Below are 17,669 nucleotides of genomic sequence, written 5' to 3'. Positions count from 1 at the left end.
AGGTCAGTAAAAAGACCGTTATCGGTTAAGTTCGCAACATTACGCGAGCAACACCAGGGGAAGACAGATTAAGTACGCCACGTCACGCAACGCGAGCAACATCTGCAACTAGTATGTCCGTACGTCGAAAGTTCAAGGCAGCGCAGTTTAGGCTAGCGGACTTCTACAGGATGTAGAGACTTCTGTGTTGTCCACAAGACGTGTCGGAACTTAGTCGAAGTTCCCCTGTTCGATGTGTCATTTTTGTTGGACTTTTTGAACAACCTCTCCTTTATAATTCGCTTAAGTATTGAAAACGTGTATTTACCTTTCATTCATGGTAAAGTATTAGAACAGAATATGGCTTAAGAGGAGGGGTGTTGTCATGACAGTCCTGAAAAAGACAGAAAAACTTAAAGCTTATTTAGAAATTTTATTAGAAACTTTCGAAACAATAAAACCTCCAGAAGATCCCAAAGATCAGGAGTTCTTTGCTAATGTAAAGCAGGAAACAGAAATGATTTATACTTTACTAGATGAATGGCATCAAGAGATTCTAGAATTAATGAAGGAAAAGAAGGTTCAAATATATCCACATCAATTAGTAGCAACAGTAGAAAATTATGAGCAAATTATTGTGCATAGTTACTATCGTGATATGCGCCGAAGAAAGTATATGGAATTTTATCATTCTTGTAATTATATTTTCAATCAAGTGCTTCAGGATTTATCTTAAGAAAGCGAATGATATCCATAGAAAAACTTTTTAAAGGAGAGTAATTATGCAAGAGAAATTAATAAAGGCAGCTAAGCAAGCAAGAAAATCTGCTTATGCTCCATACTCCAATTTCAAGGTAGGAGCTGCGTTGCTCACAACATCAGGCGAAATTTTTACTGGCTCTAATATAGAAAATGCGGCATATCCTGTTACTTGCTGTGCAGAACGAGTTGCGATTTTCAAGGCAATTTCCGAAGGTTTTAGTGACTTTGAAGCAATAGCTGTTGTAGCGGATACGAAGGAAGCTGTTTCTCCATGTGGGTCTTGTAGACAAGTAATGAGTGAATTTTTTCAGAAGCATACTAGTATTTTCTTAAGTAATTTACAAGATCGAACGATCACACTAACCATGGAAGAATTATTGCCCTACTCATTTCATAAGGAAAATCTTATTGATAAATAAAATCAATTTGCCTCGGTGTAATTGATTGTTCTTTCACCGTCTATTCTTCTGTTACATGAATATAAAAAAATTGTAATGCTTTGGTTTTGGAACACTTCAAACCTTGCTATTAGACGATTATATACTTAATACTTTACTATTTAGTTTCTTAAAGCGGGATAAAGGGAAAGGAAAAGGAAGGCATTAGTTCCAGCTTCCATTTATTCATGTTATAATAAAGTAATAAGGGAAATATATAATTAGTAAAATAAATAATGAACTACGGATGATAGAAAGTGAAGAGGTGACTGATGAAATGAATACAAATAACATTCAACTCAGCTCAAAAGATATTTTAGAAAAAGAATTTAAATCTTCCATGCGTGGCTACAATCAAGTAGAAGTCGATGAATTTCTAGATGTAATCATTCAGGATTATGAAGCATTCCAGAGAGAATTAGAACAACTGAAAAATGAAGTTGATCGATTGCAGAAGCAATCTAGTGAAGTCCGCACAAGAGCTATGCATACGCCAAATCAACAAGTGAATTATGATGTTCTAAAACGTTTATCTAATTTAGAAAAAGAAGTATTTGGCAAAAAATTTGCTGAACAAGAGGATTCATAAACCTTATTTTATGGTATAGTATATTAATGTAATGATTGAATACGGACGTAATCGCTACATGTTATTGCATGTAGAGGAAAGTCCATGCTCACACAAACTGAGACGTTTGTAGTGTTCATGCTTGGCGAATACATAAGTCAAGGTAACCTTTAGGTTAACGGCAGGAACTATTTCTAAGTCATTATGATATGAAATAGTCCTTGAAAGTGCCACAGTGACGTAGCCAGTTTGGAAACAAGCTGGGTGGAACGGGTAAACCCCATGAGTGAGCAACCCAAACTATGGTAGGGGCATCCTCTAATCGGGAAATGAACCGAACGAGGGACAAGCTATCTTGCTTGTAGATAAATGATTGCGACCAGAGTACGAGGCTGACAGCCGTTTGTAGTACAATGGTACAGAACATGGCTTATGATGTATTCAATAGTCAATTACATGATTTATACATTTTGAAAGAGGCTGGGACAAAAGTAATTTTTAGTTTAAGAACCGAACAAAGTACAAAAAGTGTAGGAAATATACGTAGACTCCTAATGGACAACGAAGTATATTTTCGAAACGAGTATTTTAGCATTTATGTTCGGAAACAACTAACCTAAAATACTTTTGTCCCAATCTCTTTTTTTCACAAAAAACAGAAAAAATTTCCGATCGTTAAAAGAAAGGATTTAGTGTAGATGAAAGAAGTTACTTTAATCGCAACAGCCGCTATGGGAATCGAATCCATTGTAGCAAAAGAAGTACAAACACTTGGATATGAAACAACGGTAGAAAATGGAAAGGTTATTTTTAATGCACCAATCAATGCTATTCCTAGATGTAATTTATGGCTAAGAACTGCAGATCGTGTGAAATTAGTAGTTGGTGAATTTAAAGCTACTACATTTGATGAGTTATTTGAAGCTACGAAAGCATTACCATGGGAGCAATTTATTCCTGAGGATGGACAATTCCCTGTTTCTGGTAAATCCCATAAGTCGACTCTGTTTAGTGTTTCCGACTGTCAAGCAATCGTAAAGAAATCTATTGCAGAAAGATTAAAGCTGAAACATGGGCTAGCATCTAATCTTCCGGAAACTGGAGCATTATATAAGATTGAAGTAGCTTTATTAAAAGATATTGCTACATTAACCATTGATACATCGGGTGCAGGATTACATCGACGTGGTTATCGAGTAGGGCAGGGAGATGCTCCTGTGAAAGAAACCTTAGCTGCTGCATTAGTTCTTTTAACTAATTGGAATCCAAATAAAGCCTTTATTGATCCTTTTTGTGGTTCAGGAACTATCCCAATTGAAGCTGCATTAATTGGGCAGAATATTGCGCCAGGATTTAATCGAAACTTTGCATCTGAAGATTGGTCCTTTATCAAGCAGAAATACTGGGATGATGCTTTTACAGAAGCAGAGGATCTAGCAAATTATGATCAAGCGTTAGATATTATTGGTTCTGATATTGATCATCGTATGGTAGAAATTGCTAAAGCTAATGCGTTAGAGGCCGGACTTAGTGATTTAATTCAATGGAAACAAATGCAAGTGAGTGATTTAAATATTAAAAGAGATAATGGCTATATTGTTTCAAATCCACCATATGGTGTACGATTAAGTGATCGAGAACAAATTACTAAACTTTATCGTGAGCTTGGAGATGTGATGAAAAATCACTCTTCTTGGAGTGTATATATCATTACTGCATTTGAAGAATTTGAAAAATATTATGGTCATAAGGCAACGAAGAAAAGAAAATTATTTAATGGATTTATTAAAACCGATTACTATCAATTTTTTGGTAAAAAGAATTAGATATACATAGAAAAAATACCTCTAATGGAGGTATTTTTTCTAATTGATGGTTTTTAATATTTTATTGAATGCTTTGTCTGTATCAAATTTATCTCCCATTGTAAACTGCTCTAATAAATTGTCTTTTTCGTCTAATAAATAGGAATAAGAAGTATGAACAATATCTCCAGTTCCTGGATCACGATAGCGGAAGTCTAAGGAGTCAGCAAGTTTCTTTGTATCTTCATCTGTCCCTCTTAAGAAATACCAGCCTTCATCAGATTCAGTAACCTCAAAACGATTTGCATAATCCTGTAAAACCTCAAGGGTATCATGTTTTGGGTCAATTGTAATCGTTAGAAATTCTACTTGATCTCCAAAAACACCTTCTTTCTCTAACTTATTACGTAATTTCGATAGCTCTAATGTCGTAACAGGACATACATCCGGGCAATTGGTATACATAAATTCTATTAATCTTACTTTATTTGGTGATTCCTCAAAAGAATATTCTTCTTCAAATGCAGTTTGTAAAACAACATCCTGTGGTAATTCTGTATTTCCAGGGCGAATCACTGTTAAATATAATATTCCTGCTGTTATACCAATAACAAGTAAAGCGCTAAAAATAATATATAATTTCTTCAATTAAATTCCCTCCATAAAAGTAAGGCTTATAAAGAATAGGGGAAGAGGAAGGGCAAAATTTCCTCTACACCCTATATACGTTCCTACCTTGTTACCATAATTTAAAACCTTTAGATCCCGGAGGCGCATTTTGTAGAATATCGATAAACGGAATCGTATATGTGAACAAGATTAATAGTACAGTAATACCAATCCATAATTTCCAGTTTTCAAATACTTTAGGAGTTGAAATTGCATCTTTTGCAAGAGCAGCAACTGGGAATTTTTCTTCGCCTTTAGGAGCAAAGAACGCGAGATAAACAAAGATAATAATCATGATTACCATACCAATAAATAGGATAGATCCACCAATAGCTTGAGCCATTTGATATGGCCCCCAAGCAGCTGTATCAGCATTACCAGCATATTCAGAGTATGCAGAACGACGTGGCCCACCTAATAATCCTTGCCAGTGCATTGCGGTAGACATAATCGTCATACCTACTGTCCAGAAAATTGTTTGAATAATACCTAGCTTGTTCATTGCTGGTGTAAGAATTCTACCAGTTAATGTCGGTACTAACCAATAAGTAATTCCAAAGAATGTCAACATTACTACTGTTGCTACTGTTAAATGGAAGTGTCCTGTAACCCAAATTGTATTATGGACAACTTGGTTCATTTGGTTAGAAGCATTAATAATTCCTCCAGCTCCTCCAGGGATGAAGAAGAGCATACCAATAAATGGTGCTAAGAAACGAACATCTTTCCATGGCATTTTCTTCAGCCAGCCAAATAGCCCTTTTGCTCCTAATTCTCTTCCTCTTGATTCAAACATAGCAAACATAGAGAATGCCGTCATTAAAGAAGGAATAACTACTAAAAATGTTAAAATAACTTGTAGAAACTTCCAGAATGGATCAATACCAGGCTCTGTTAATTGGTGGTGAAACCCAACTGGAATAGAGAATAATAGTAATAAAATAAATGTAAAACGTGCTAATGAATCTGAAAATACTTTACCACCGATAATTTTTGGCATAACCGCATACCACATCATGTATGCAGGCAATAACCAGAAATATACAAGTGGATGACCAAAGTACCAGAATAATGTACGGCTAACTAGTACATCTACTGTATCTACCCAACCTAAAGACCAAGGTAATAATTGGAATAATACAGTTGTTGCTACTCCTAAGGACGCAATAAACCACATTGCCATTGTTACTACACCCATATAGCTTAATAATGGAGTAGGTTGACCTGGATTCTCTTTGCGGAATCTAGCATGACGCTTAAACATTACAAACGCATCTAACCATGTACCAACAATAATTAAAGTTAAACCAAAATAAAATCCTGCATGTGCTTGTAGTGGAGCATAAAATGTATATAAAACAGTTGCTTCATTTTGAATCATTAAAATACCTGCAAGAATAACTCCAGCCAACATTAGCCAGAAGCCTATCCAACCAATAATGAGCTCTGTTTTATTATATCCACCTGTAGTTTTACTTTGTGCAGCAAGCATAAAACCGATAATAAAGAAAGTAGTTAATACTAGACCGAGAATAACTCCATGGATTGTTAAAATTTGATAATAGCTAAGGTTAAATGGCATTTGGAATTTTCCAGAACGTTCTAGTACTTGTAATAAACCTGCTGAAGCACCTACGAATAGGGCAGCAAATGCAACATATAGATGTGCCATCGATAATCTTGCATCTTTAATTGGTAAACCTCGAACAGATTTCATCATTATTCAGTCACCTCAATCGTCGCATACATTAAGTGGTGTCCAGTTCCACAATACTCATTACATACCATGGTAAATGTACCTTCTTTTTTAAATGTATTTGTTAATGTACTTACATAGCCAGGCTCTAGCATCATGTTTACATTTGTACCAGCTAGTTCAAAACCATGAATCACATCTTTCGTTGTAACTACAAAATGTACTGTTGCTCCTTTAGGAATCTGAACTACCTTATCATCTGTTCCAACATCATAGTTGAAAGCAGAAGCAACAATTGCTAATTCGTATTCATTATCACCAATTTGTTTTAATCCAGGCTCATTAAATGGTTCCCATTCATCTACTTTTTCTGGATCTAACGTTACAGCGCAGCTAGGGGGTTGACTGCCCATATAGAATGCGCTAATTCCTACAACGGTTAGGAATACTAATAAACTACCTACACCAAAAAATAACCAAATCTTTTCATATTTATGAAAATGCATAGTCCTCTTCTCCTTTTCTTAACGGGTTACGAATAACATCCATACACCTATCCAGCTTAGTACAATAATTCCGCCTAAAATCATTACTGAAGCTAATGTACCTTTGAGGGATGTTTCTTCTTCATGATTAACTTGTTTTTTCACATTTGATTCTTTCTCCTTCACCTTTGGCCCAGCCATCTTAATCACTCCTTTCATTTTAGATTTTTTCATTGAGAGTAAAGTCGATAGGATACTAGATATATAGGTGTTTGAAGTCACTCTCTTTTTCATATGTAAAGCTCTTCTTACACTTTCATCATACACACAAAGTAATATATTTTTTATAACTTTGTTCAACATTTCACAAACTGTTCAATTGGGATGGCAAAATTATGAAAAAAATGTGATAAAGTTGTGAATTATTTCACAAACTAATTGATTTAGGGTAAAACACTAGTTAAACAAAGAATAATGAGTGTCAACCAAAACCTTTCCATACCATAAAAAAAGCAAATGCGATATAATATCAGTAATATTAAAAATTTTGCATTAAAGGAGAGAGCTATATAATGAAAACAGATATTGAAATTGCTCAGGAAGCCACATTAAAACCAATTCGTGAGATTGTTGAAGGTTTACAATTAGATGAATCAGACTGGGAACCATATGGACATACGAAAGCAAAATTATCAGATGCTTTATTGAATAAACTAAAAGATCGTCCTGACGGAAAAGTTGTTTTAGTAACGGCGATTAGCCCTACACCTGCTGGAGAAGGAAAGTCAACTGTATCTGTTGGTTTAGGCCAAGCATTAAACCAAGTAGGCAAGAAAACAATCATCGCTTTGCGCGAGCCTTCCTTAGGGCCAGTAATGGGAATAAAAGGTGGGGCTGCTGGTGGTGGATATTCACAAGTGCTACCGATGGAGGATATTAACCTGCATTTTACTGGTGATTTACATGCAATTACTACAGCAAATAACGCATTATCTGCTCTAATTGATAACCACATTCAACGTGGAAATGAGTTGAATATTGATCCACGTCGTATTGAGTGGAAGCGAGTCATGGATATGAATGACCGTACGTTAAGACAAATTGTTGTTGGATTAGGCGGGCCTACACAGGGGGTTCCTAGACAAGATGGATTTAATATTACGGTAGCATCTGAAATTATGGCTATCCTGTGTCTAGCAAATGATTTAAATGATTTACGTGAGAAGATTTCTCGGGTTGTAATTGGTTATACATATAATGAAGAGCCTGTTACAGTAAAAGATCTAAAAGTAGAAGGTGCATTAACACTTTTATTAAAGGATGCAATCAAGCCTAACTTAGTTCAAACAATTGAAAATACCCCAGCAATTATCCATGGTGGTCCATTTGCGAATATTGCCCATGGATGTAATAGTATTATCGCTACCAAAACTGCTGCTAAATTAGGGGAATATGTTGTTACGGAAGCGGGATTTGGAGCGGATCTTGGAGCAGAGAAGTTTCTCGATATTAAATCCCGAGCTGGAGACTTTGAACCAGCAGCTGTTGTCATTGTTGCTACTGTTCGAGCATTGAAGATGCATGGTGGAGTTGCTAAAGACGATTTAAAAGCAGAAAATGTAGAAGCATTAAAAGCAGGTATGAGCAATTTGAAGAAACATATGGAAACGATTGAAACTTTTGGACTTCCTTATGTTGTTGCAATTAATAAATTCCCTACAGATACAGAAGCTGAAACTGATTTTATCCAAGCATGGTGTGAAGAACAAGGTGTTGATGTTGCTTTAGCTGATATTTGGGCTAAAGGTGGTGCAGGTGGAATTGATTTAGCGAAAAAAGTTATTGCTAAAGCAGAGTCTGAAGAACGTGATTTTAAACGTATTTATGAATTAGAGGATTCTTTAGAAACAAAAATTAGAAAAATCGCTCAAAAAGTTTATGGAGCAAAAGATATTGAATTATCTCCACAAGCTAAGAAACAGGCTGCATTCTATGAAATGCAGGGGTGGGATAAATTGCCAGTATGTATGGCGAAAACACAATACTCTTTATCAGATAATCCGGCATTATTAGGTCGACCAGAAGATTTTACTATTTCAATTCGAGAAATGCGCCCATCTATTGGAGCAGGGTTTATCGTAGTTCTTACAGGAGATATGATGACAATGCCAGGTTTACCAGTTAAACCAGCTGCTTTAAATATGGACGTTTCAGAAGATGGAAGAGCTCTAGGCTTATTCTAATATATCAATAAGAAAAGACTGTTTACATAAAAGTAGACAGTCTTTCTTTATCATAGAAAAAAGTATAACGAAAATGACTAGAAGTAATCGCTACAGAAATACATTCCGCCTTACTAAAAGGGTCGAAGCTTAAATTTCATTATATTTTTGACTATAATAAATATTAAATTGTTACCAGATTAGGTATGCAATAAAATGGCTGTCAAAATTTTGGGAGTGTATAAAGATGAAGGTAAAACGAATTGTTGCGAATGTAGAAACACAGGACAAGTCCAAAGCAGCATACTTCTACGGAGAGGTACTTGGGCTTGAACAACTAATGGATATGGGATTTATTGCAACTTATGGATCCGATGAGAAAATGGAAACTCAAATTAGCTTTCTTTCAGAGGGAGGTTCCGGAACACAAGTGCCTGATTTATCTATTGAAGTTGATGATCTGGAAGAAGCATTAACTCGTGTGCAGGAAGCGGGCATCCCAATTGAGTATGGACCAGTTGAGGAACCATGGGGAGTACGGCGTTTTTACGTAAGGGACCCATTTGGAAAGCTAGTCAATATTCTTATTCATCAGTAAAAAAATAATATTAGATATTACTGCTAAACACAGTTGCTCCATAAATAAATTTAGAACAAAGAGTAGAAAATGGAAAAAGGTTAAAAAGATCTATTAGGAATATCAAAAGTTTTATAAAAACTACAATCATATTGTTTATAATGTTTGCTTTTGGTTTCAGTGATTTAAGACCATTCAAGACCAAAATATGAGTGATTGTGACTTATGCTTTTTTCGGGTATGATAAATGAACAAGATATATTAGTTACAATTAAATGGAGGGAAAGTAATGATAACGGAAGAACAAGCTTACCTAGATTTATGTAAGAAAATTTTAGCAGCTGGTAAGGAAAAGGATGATCGAACAAATACTGGAACCTATTCTATTTTTGGTCATCAAATGCGCTTTGATTTAAGCAAAGGCTTCCCATTACTAACAACTAAAAAAGTTCCTTTTCGTATAATAGCCGTTGAATTGCTTTGGTTTATTAAAGGCGATACAAATATACGCTATTTACTAGAAAATAATATTAATATTTGGAATGAATGGGCATTTAAAAAATGGGTGGAAAGCGAAGACTATACAGGGCCTAATATGGATGATTTTGGAAATAAAATATTGGAAGATCCTGCATTTAAAGCAGAATATGATAAACAAATGGATATTTTTAAAAATCGAATCCTTGAAGATCTAGGATTTGCTGAAAAATATGGTGATCTCGGTTTAGTATATGGAAAGCAATGGCGTGATTTCAATGGGGTGGATCAATTAAAAGAAGTAATTGATGCAATTAAAACGAATCCTAATTCCAGAAGACATATTGTTTCTGCATGGAACCCTGAGGATGTACCACATATGGCATTGCCACCTTGCCATACGTTATTCCAGTTTTATGTTACTGATGGTAAGCTATCATGTCAATTATACCAGCGTAGTGCAGATGTATTTTTAGGTGTGCCTTTTAATATTGCTAGCTATGCTCTGTTAACGCATTTAATCGCACATGAATGTGGCTTAGAGGTAGGAGATTTTGTTCATACTTTTGGTGATGCACATATTTATTCCAATCATGTAGAACAAGTTGAACTCCAATTAAGTAGAGAATTACGTCCACTGCCAACATTAAAAATCAACAGTGATAAGCAATCCATTTTTGATTTTGAACTTAATGATTTTGAAATTGTTGATTATGATCCGCATCCAACGATTAAAGCACCAATCGCAGTATAGCAAGCATGAAAATACTTAATTTATCATACATTGGAGGTAACATATGCTTTCCTTAATAGTCGCAATAGGAAATAACAGAATGATTGGTTCAGACAACGATATGCCTTGGCATATCCCAAAGGATTTACAATATTTTAAGGAAGTAACGAATGGACATACCATTATTATGGGACGAAAAACATTCGAATCAATTGGTAGACCACTACCGAATCGGAGAAACATTGTACTTACTCGCCAAGAATTAAATATAGATGGGGTAGAAGTAATTCATGAACTAAATGATATTTTTAAAATAGTTGAAAAGTATCCTAATGATGAAATTTTTATTGGTGGGGGCGGCAACTTATACGAACAAACTATTTCACATGCTGATCGTTTATATATTACACATATTGATGAAGACTTTGAAGGAGATACACTTTTCCCAGAATTTTCTAAGTCAGAGTGGAAACAAGTATCCAAAACAAAAGGCGAAAAAGATGATAAAAACCCTTATGATTATTATTTCACTGTATATGACCGAATCTAAAGTGTGAAGGTGGAGATGTATTTGCATATTTGTGGCGTCATTCTTGCTGGTGGTAAATCTTCAAGAATGGGTACGAATAAATCATTACTTCCAATCAATGGAAAACCTACAATTCAACATATAGCAGAGGAATTACAAAAAATAACAAAGGATATTATTATTATTTCGAATCATCCTTCAGATTATGATTTTTTGCCATTTAAAATATACGAAGATCGTTTTCTAGATAAAGGCCCCTTAGCTGGGATCGAATCGGCTTTATATTATCAACCAGCAGATTTATATCTATTTGCTGCTTGTGATATGCCATTTATTCAAGCTGATATTTATCAATTATTATTAGCTAATATGGAAGATAATGATGTCATTATTCCAAAATATGAGGAGAGAATTCATCCATTAGCTGGGATATACAGAAAAACAGTGCTTCCTTATGTACAACAGCAACTATCAAAAGATGACTTGAAAGTAAGAAGATTATTCGATTATTTAAAAGTTAAATATGTTGGTGATTATCCAGAAATAGCTGGGGAAATACTAACAAAACATTTCTTTAATATGAATAAACCAGAGGAATATCAGAAAGCATTAAAGTATAAAGAGTAAGACCAATCAAACGAAAAAAATTTGCATTCTCCTATTCTCATGATAAAATAATGTAGAAGCTTAGAATTTGAACATTATGTGGATTTTTGTAAACTTAGTTTTGTTTTTGATGTAGACAAGTTATAATTTAATCAGTTACTTAAAGATAGAGTAGTACTATCAAATTATTGGGGTGAAAAATATGGCTCAAATTGGAATTCCTGGTTTAATTTTAATTCTAGTTGTTGCTTTAATTATTTTTGGACCTTCTAAATTACCTGAACTTGGAAAAGCTGTTGGTAATTCTTTAAGAGAATTCAAAAATGCAACTAAAGGCATTATCGGTGATGATGAAGAGGATAGCAAAGCGAAGAAGGACAATCCATCCAAATAAAGTTATTTATTTATAGAAGGTGTAGGGTTTTAATCCTTACATCTTCTTTTATGCTTATGTAAAAGGAAGTGAGCATTAATGGCTGAAAAAATAGATACGCCTAATGAAAAAGAAATGAATATTGTCGGACATTTAGCAGAATTACGTAATCGCTTATTATTTACAGCTATCTTTTTTGTTGTTTTCTTTATAGGAATCTTTATTTTTGTAGAAGAAATATATTATTTCATTGCACAAGATATTCCATTTGACTTGAATATCACAAGCCCTGGGGACATTATTTGGGTTTACTTTACATTTGCTGGCTTAGGATCACTCATAGTTACCATGCCGATTCTGTGTTTACAATTATGGTTGTTTATTAAACCAGGATTAACAAAGTCAGAAAGAAGACTTTCTATTTTATATGTTCCTGCAGTATTTATCCTATTTATTTTAGGAATTGTGTTCGGATACTTTATGTTTACCAACTTAATTTTGCCATTCTTACTATCATTAAATAATGGCATGTTTAATGAAATATTTACCGTTGAAAAATACTTTCGCTTTTTATTCCGTGTATTAATTCCATTTGCATTATTATTTGAAATCCCAGTGATCATTATGTTCTTAACTAGTATAGGAATCTTAACACCAAAATTTATGCGTAAAACAAGAAAGTATGCTTATTTTATCTTATTAATTATTGCTGCATTAATTACACCACCAGATGTGGTTTTACAAATTGTAGTAGCTGTTCCATTGTTCATTCTTTATGAAATCAGTATCTTATTAGCTGAAAGAGTTTATAAGAAGAGACAAAGCAAACAACAATCTTAAGACTTTCTTAAAAGAAGGTGATATGCACATGACTTTTTATCAATTTATGATGACCCTACGCGGAAAGCTAGTAGCAGATGAAAAAAGTAAATTAGCAGATTGGATGTTTAAAGATCATGATTTCCCAAAGCATTCAAATAATTATCATGAAATTAGTGATTATTTAGAGTGGAATACACCATTTCACAATGCTTTAATGGTTTTTGATGAAGTCTGGGCAATATATGAAGCTAATCATAAATAAATTTCTAGTGAATTCGACAAATTATTAGCATTTAAAAGACGCTATGATGGCTATCAATAGCTGATATTGCCACATCCTGCGGTTTCCCGGGAAATAGAAAGAAAGATCCTTTTCGCCTATACGAGATATCTTTTATTTACGTAAAATGAATGAAAGATTAAAATAGAGAGGAGGATCTTTATGCTTTTTGCTAATCAATCAAGAAATACAAATCAAAATTTCACAAATAGAAATCATCCTTTCTTTCCACAACGTAATTTTCAAGCTCCAGTCCCACAAACGCAATCAAAAATTAGCTCTATTCCTAATCTAATCAATAAAGGGGTAGGAGGATTATCAAAATCGTTAGGGAATATTCAGCAGGTTTTACAAGTAGTAGATTCTGCAACTCCATTAGTGCAACAATACGGACCTCTCGTTAAAAATTTACCAGCTATGTATCGAATGATGAAAGCTTTTAAGAATATAGATTTAGAAGAGGAAACAGCAACTGATGTTGAGGATTTATCTACACCTCCAGTGCATGAAGACAACAAAGATAGTATAAATATGGTAAAATCGAATACAGTAAGGAAAGGTAATTCTTTGCCTAGATTATATGTATAATTTGTAATAGCGAATGGAGGATTAATGGAATGACTGTAAATAAAGAATTAGCTACATTTGCTGGCGGATGCTTCTGGTGCATGGTAGAACCGTTTGATCAACGCCCAGGAATTTATGAAGTGATTTCTGGGTATACAGGAGGAACTACGGAAAATCCAACCTATGAAGAAGTATGTACGAATACAACTGGACATCGTGAAGCAGTACAAATAGCTTTTGATCCTGAAATAATGCCTTATAAAAAATTAGTAGAAACATTTTGGCAACAGATAGACCCTACTGACGCTGGTGGACAATTTCATGATCGAGGAGAATCCTATCAAACAGCGATTTTTTATCATACAGAAGAACAACGTCTTATTGCTGAACAATCAAAGCAGGAGCTTGCAGCAAGTGGAAAATTTAATAAACCAATTGTTACCCCAATTCTGCCAGCAGTAACATTTTATCCTGCTGAGGACGCACATCAAAATTATTATAAAAAACAGTCCTTCCATTATAATCTATATAAAAAAGGATCTGGAAGAGCTGATTTTATCCAGGAAAATTGGAAAAAACCGAAAAATATACAAGCTTTAAAAGAAAAATTGACGCCAATGCAATATGAAGTGACTCAAAAAAATGGTACAGAACCTCCATTCCAAAATGAATATTGGAATCATTTTCAAGAGGGTATTTATGTAGATATTGTCTCTGGAGAAGTACTATTTTCCTCAAAGGATAAATTTGATGCGCATTGTGGTTGGCCAAGCTTTACAAAACCAATTGATGGACATCAGATTGTTGAGGAAACAGATAGAAGCCATGGGATGTTTCGAACAGAAGTAAGAAGTAAAGAGGGGGATTCTCACTTGGGTCACGTCTTTCCAGATGGACCAACAGAGCATGGCGGTCTACGTTATTGTATTAATTCTGCAGCAATTCGCTTTATTCCAATAGAAAAAATGGAAGAAAAGGGATATGCTGAGTACTTATATCTTTTTAAATAAACATCAAGGGAGTAGAATGAGTTGATTCATTTACATTGGGAGAAAAATAAAACAATCAAACAAATTGAATGTGTTCATACAAATGCAAAGAAATTTATTGTTAATCAAAAATTAACACCTGGGAAAATATATGATGTTAAAAATGAAACAGAAGAATTTTATTTTATTTTTGACAATAGTAATCGAATTGGCGGATTTCGCAAAGAATATTTTAAAGAAGTTGAATAATTAATACCTTTAGCTTGTAGGGATAGTTTTGTTTTTTCTCTACAAGTTTTTTTATATTATTAAAATTCTTTTCAATTCTACATGAAATAAAGACTAATTGGTCATAATACATGTAACAGTTGAAAAGGAGTACATAGCATATGAGCGAGCAAACAAAATCTTTATGGAATGAATCAGTTCATTTACCCTCTTTTCCTACATTAGAAGAATCACTTGAAGTCGATGTCGGAATAGTTGGTGCAGGAATTACTGGAATTACTGCAGCCTATTTACTAGCAAAACAAGGATTAAAAGTAGCATTGATCGAAACAAGCCAAATCTTACAAGGTACTACTGGTCATACTACAGCAAAAGTTACTGCACAACATGGATTGATTTACGATAAATTAATCAAGCAATTTGGCGTGGAAAATGCTAAAAAATATTATCAAGCAGCTACGGAAGCAAAGACACTAATAGAAAACATCATTCAAACACATCAAATAGAATGTCATTACACAAATGAAAATGCTTATGTATATACAAATACAGATAATTATATAGAACAAATAAAAAATGAAATGAAAGCATATGACAAACTGAATATATCTGGAGAACTTACAGATAATTTACCTTTAGATATTCCATATCAACTTGCTATTTCCATGCATGATCAAGCACAGTTTCATCCTGTTCAGTACTTAAAGGCAATACTTGAAGAAGCAATTGCAAATGATGTACATGTATTTGAGAACACTAGTGCAATCGACGTGGAATTTAATAAGAAAACAGCAATAATGACTGCTAATAATCAAAGAATTATTTGTGACTACGTTATTCAAGCAAGCCATTATCCTTTTTTTGACGGGCAAGGGTTTTATCCTGTTCGTATGTATGCAGAGCGTGAATACGTCTTAGCTATAAAAACAGAAAAAGATTTTCCTGGTGGAATGTACATTAATGCTGAAACTCCAACCCGATCCGTTAGAAATATTCGATTAAATGGAGAAGATATTTGGATCATTGCTGGAGATAGTCATAAGGTTGGCCAAGGTGACCAAAAGATAAATTATTTTAAAAATCTAGCAAAATTTGCGAAAGATACATTTGGCCCAATTAAAATCATTAACAAATGGTCGGCACAAGATTACACTACAATTGATGGCATACCATATATAGGAACTGTCTCATCAGCACATGATAATGTATTCGTAGCAACTGGATTTAATAAATGGGGCATGACCAATGGTACCACTGCAGCAAAGGTCATAACAGATTTAATAATGAAACGTAGAAATGAATATTCTGAATTTTTTGCGCCAACAAGATCATCATTTCCAAATTCAATCAAACCATTTATAAGCACAAATATGAATGTAACAAAGGAATTTATTAAAGGTAAATTTGATACTACGAAACAAAGTATAAGTAATATTAAAACAGATCAAGCAATTGTTACTAAAATTAAAGGATCGCGAATTGGTATATATAAAGATCAGCAAAATAATATTCATGCAGTAAAAACAACATGTACACATTTAGGATGTGAAGTATCCTGGAATACTACAGAACGAACATGGGAATGTCCGTGTCATGGATCAAGATTTTCATACACAGGTGAAGTTATTCAAGGTCCAGCTAAAGAACCATTACAAACTATTGATTTAAATACGGATGTAGAAAAATAAAAAATATCTCAATATCATGAGTAAACTTTGATATTGAGATATTTTATTGAAATTTTATTTTAGTTCCTATAATAAATATTATGTTAACTAGGAAGTTTTAAAAAGAAAAGAGGTTGCTTACTATGCTCTATTACTATGAATAGATTATTCTTTTGGGCAAACTTTTTAATATTAGTTAACAACTCTTTATCATAAGTTGTTTTAACTTGCTCTCCTTTATTCTTTATAAAATGATATAAACCCGCATTGAACATTTTTTCAACACGGGTTTATTTGTTTTATAAAATTATAAGCAACTATTATAAATCGATGCTCATAGTTTAAAATATAGCCATTTAATGTTAACTCTTTATAGGCATTCAACAATTGCTCAAAGTTATTCATTACATTAAATTCCGGAAATTCCCACTCAATAACTTTTACATAGTAAATTAGAGCTTTCATATTAAAAAATTTTTGGTAAGGAAAATATTCATTAGCGAACACAATCTCAAAATTACTGCACTCTAGCTCACATTGAGTATTTCTCAAATTTAAGGTTCTATATTTTGGTTGAAAGCCTGGAATAAGCATATTTGATAAACGGTTTCCATTTTCCCCGCCCACCTGCTGGGTAATAAATATACCGTTTGGTTTTAATACTCTTTTTACTTCATTAACATCAAATGATTCATGTCTATTAATTATAATATCAAAACTATTGTCACCATAATCAATAATGCCATCTTCACCAATTGTGGCTAGATTTATCCCTAAAGGAACTAATACTCTTTTTAAAAGTTCAATATTTGGCTGCCAGCCTTCTGTTACCGATGTTTTTTCATAAGGATGATTTAGGGATAAAAGAAATTCTCCGCCTCCAGTACCCATATCAAGTAATTTTAAATCTGAAGATAAATACCTGTTTACGATTTCAGCATAATTCCATGGGAGAGTTTCATTTTCCCAATCGTCCTGTATACAAGAAAAATCCCAACCTTCAAATTTCACTTCTTCATATTTTATCCATTCGTTTTTTAACACATTTATATTCATAATAACTATCCCTCCACTTTTTAATTTATTATGTGGATGATACAGTTAACTGATAGATGTTTAGGGTTAAGCCCGATACAGACTCCATCAGATTTACTAACTGTATCGAGTAATTAATTCGTTTCATATTAATGAGTCCCCT

Annotated in this window: 21 protein-coding genes and 1 other RNA gene; 17 read left to right on the top strand and 5 right to left on the bottom strand. The window is 33.6% G+C overall.

Annotated elements, in window-relative coordinates:
• Positions 1-364: 364 nt before the first annotated feature.
• From AB4Y30_RS09125 to AB4Y30_RS09105, 5 genes are all read left to right on the top strand, one after another.
• A complete protein-coding gene (locus AB4Y30_RS09125; RefSeq protein ID WP_368651931.1) occupies positions 365-715 on the top strand; it encodes a DUF1798 family protein in 351 nt (116 codons plus the stop codon).
• Positions 716-758: 43 nt separating this feature from the next.
• Positions 759-1,160 (top strand): cytidine deaminase, encoded by a 402-nt coding sequence (cdd, locus tag AB4Y30_RS09120; protein WP_368655206.1) that lies wholly within the window; start codon positions 759-761, stop codon positions 1,158-1,160.
• 295 nt (positions 1,161-1,455) lie between these two features.
• Entirely contained in the window at positions 1,456-1,767 is a 312-nt protein-coding gene (gpsB, locus tag AB4Y30_RS09115) for a cell division regulator GpsB (RefSeq protein WP_368651930.1), read from the top strand.
• A gap of 39 nt (positions 1,768-1,806) precedes the next feature.
• Positions 1,807-2,184: RNase P RNA component class B (gene rnpB / locus AB4Y30_RS09110), an RNA gene on the top strand.
• Between the two features lie 260 nt (positions 2,185-2,444).
• Positions 2,445-3,572, top strand: coding sequence for a class I SAM-dependent RNA methyltransferase (locus AB4Y30_RS09105; RefSeq protein WP_368651929.1), 1,128 nt, complete (start codon positions 2,445-2,447; stop codon positions 3,570-3,572).
• A 39-nt stretch (positions 3,573-3,611) separates the two neighbouring features.
• Here AB4Y30_RS09105 and AB4Y30_RS09100 read toward each other — a convergent pair whose 3' ends face one another.
• From AB4Y30_RS09100 to AB4Y30_RS09085, 4 genes are all read right to left on the bottom strand, one after another.
• The gene (locus tag AB4Y30_RS09100) at positions 3,612-4,199 is read right to left on the bottom strand and encodes an SCO family protein (protein WP_368651928.1); all 588 of its coding nucleotides are present in this window, start codon (positions 4,197-4,199) and stop codon (positions 3,612-3,614) included.
• A gap of 91 nt (positions 4,200-4,290) precedes the next feature.
• Positions 4,291-5,940: a b(o/a)3-type cytochrome-c oxidase subunit 1 gene (locus AB4Y30_RS09095; protein ID WP_368651927.1), complete on the bottom strand. Its 1,650-nt coding sequence runs from the start codon at positions 5,938-5,940 to the stop codon at positions 4,291-4,293.
• Positions 5,940-6,422, bottom strand: a complete 483-nt coding sequence (locus tag AB4Y30_RS09090; RefSeq protein ID WP_368651926.1) for a cytochrome c oxidase subunit II — start codon at positions 6,420-6,422, stop codon at positions 5,940-5,942. The genes AB4Y30_RS09095 and AB4Y30_RS09090 overlap by 1 nt, the downstream gene beginning before the upstream one ends.
• An 18-nt stretch (positions 6,423-6,440) precedes the next feature.
• Entirely contained in the window at positions 6,441-6,602 is a 162-nt protein-coding gene (locus tag AB4Y30_RS09085) for a cytochrome c oxidase subunit 2A (RefSeq protein WP_368651925.1), read from the bottom strand.
• 371 nt (positions 6,603-6,973) lie between these two features.
• Here AB4Y30_RS09085 and AB4Y30_RS09080 point away from each other — a divergent pair, with 371 nt between their 5' ends.
• The 12 genes from AB4Y30_RS09080 to AB4Y30_RS09025 all read left to right on the top strand — a co-directional run bounded on the left by AB4Y30_RS09080 (position 6,974) and on the right by AB4Y30_RS09025 (position 16,492).
• The gene (locus AB4Y30_RS09080; protein WP_368651924.1) at positions 6,974-8,644 is read left to right on the top strand and encodes a formate--tetrahydrofolate ligase; all 1,671 of its coding nucleotides are present in this window, start codon (positions 6,974-6,976) and stop codon (positions 8,642-8,644) included.
• A 226-nt stretch (positions 8,645-8,870) separates the two neighbouring features.
• Positions 8,871-9,221: a VOC family protein gene (locus AB4Y30_RS09075; RefSeq protein ID WP_368651923.1), complete on the top strand. Its 351-nt coding sequence runs from the start codon at positions 8,871-8,873 to the stop codon at positions 9,219-9,221.
• A gap of 268 nt (positions 9,222-9,489) precedes the next feature.
• Positions 9,490-10,431, top strand: coding sequence for a thymidylate synthase (locus tag AB4Y30_RS09070; RefSeq protein ID WP_368651922.1), 942 nt, complete (start codon positions 9,490-9,492; stop codon positions 10,429-10,431).
• 43 nt (positions 10,432-10,474) lie between these two features.
• Positions 10,475-10,960: a dihydrofolate reductase gene (locus tag AB4Y30_RS09065; protein ID WP_368651921.1), complete on the top strand. Its 486-nt coding sequence runs from the start codon at positions 10,475-10,477 to the stop codon at positions 10,958-10,960.
• A 21-nt stretch (positions 10,961-10,981) separates the two neighbouring features.
• Entirely contained in the window at positions 10,982-11,566 is a 585-nt protein-coding gene (locus AB4Y30_RS09060; RefSeq protein ID WP_368651920.1) for a molybdenum cofactor guanylyltransferase, read from the top strand.
• Positions 11,567-11,747: 181 nt separating this feature from the next.
• The gene (locus AB4Y30_RS09055) at positions 11,748-11,939 is read left to right on the top strand and encodes a twin-arginine translocase TatA/TatE family subunit (RefSeq protein WP_368651919.1); all 192 of its coding nucleotides are present in this window, start codon (positions 11,748-11,750) and stop codon (positions 11,937-11,939) included.
• Between the two features lie 78 nt (positions 11,940-12,017).
• Positions 12,018-12,758: a twin-arginine translocase subunit TatC gene (gene tatC / locus AB4Y30_RS09050; RefSeq protein WP_368651918.1), complete on the top strand. Its 741-nt coding sequence runs from the start codon at positions 12,018-12,020 to the stop codon at positions 12,756-12,758.
• Between the two features lie 22 nt (positions 12,759-12,780).
• Positions 12,781-13,002 (top strand): YozE family protein, encoded by a 222-nt coding sequence (locus tag AB4Y30_RS09045; RefSeq protein ID WP_368651917.1) that lies wholly within the window; start codon positions 12,781-12,783, stop codon positions 13,000-13,002.
• Between the two features lie 180 nt (positions 13,003-13,182).
• A complete protein-coding gene (gene vrrA / locus AB4Y30_RS09040) occupies positions 13,183-13,608 on the top strand; it encodes a VrrA/YqfQ family protein (RefSeq protein ID WP_368651916.1) in 426 nt (141 codons plus the stop codon).
• 29 nt (positions 13,609-13,637) lie between these two features.
• On the top strand, positions 13,638-14,597 hold the full coding sequence (msrB, locus tag AB4Y30_RS09035) for a peptide-methionine (R)-S-oxide reductase MsrB (RefSeq protein WP_368651915.1): 960 nt from the start codon (positions 13,638-13,640) through the stop codon (positions 14,595-14,597).
• Positions 14,598-14,618: 21 nt separating this feature from the next.
• On the top strand, positions 14,619-14,825 hold the full coding sequence (locus AB4Y30_RS09030) for a DUF6501 family protein (protein WP_368651914.1): 207 nt from the start codon (positions 14,619-14,621) through the stop codon (positions 14,823-14,825).
• 140 nt (positions 14,826-14,965) lie between these two features.
• On the top strand, positions 14,966-16,492 hold the full coding sequence (locus AB4Y30_RS09025) for an FAD-dependent oxidoreductase (RefSeq protein WP_368651913.1): 1,527 nt from the start codon (positions 14,966-14,968) through the stop codon (positions 16,490-16,492).
• A gap of 258 nt (positions 16,493-16,750) precedes the next feature.
• Here the strand turns inward: AB4Y30_RS09025 and AB4Y30_RS09020 are convergent, their stop codons facing one another.
• Positions 16,751-17,527: a methyltransferase domain-containing protein gene (locus AB4Y30_RS09020; RefSeq protein WP_368651912.1), complete on the bottom strand. Its 777-nt coding sequence runs from the start codon at positions 17,525-17,527 to the stop codon at positions 16,751-16,753.
• Positions 17,528-17,669 lie beyond the last annotated feature (142 nt).

The sequence above is a fragment of the Ornithinibacillus sp. 4-3 genome (genome assembly GCF_040958695.1).
Lineage (GTDB): Bacteria > Bacillota > Bacilli > Bacillales > Amphibacillaceae > CALAMD01.
The sequence above is the reverse complement of the archived record's forward strand: the minus strand, read 5'-3'. Positions and strand labels throughout refer to the sequence as shown.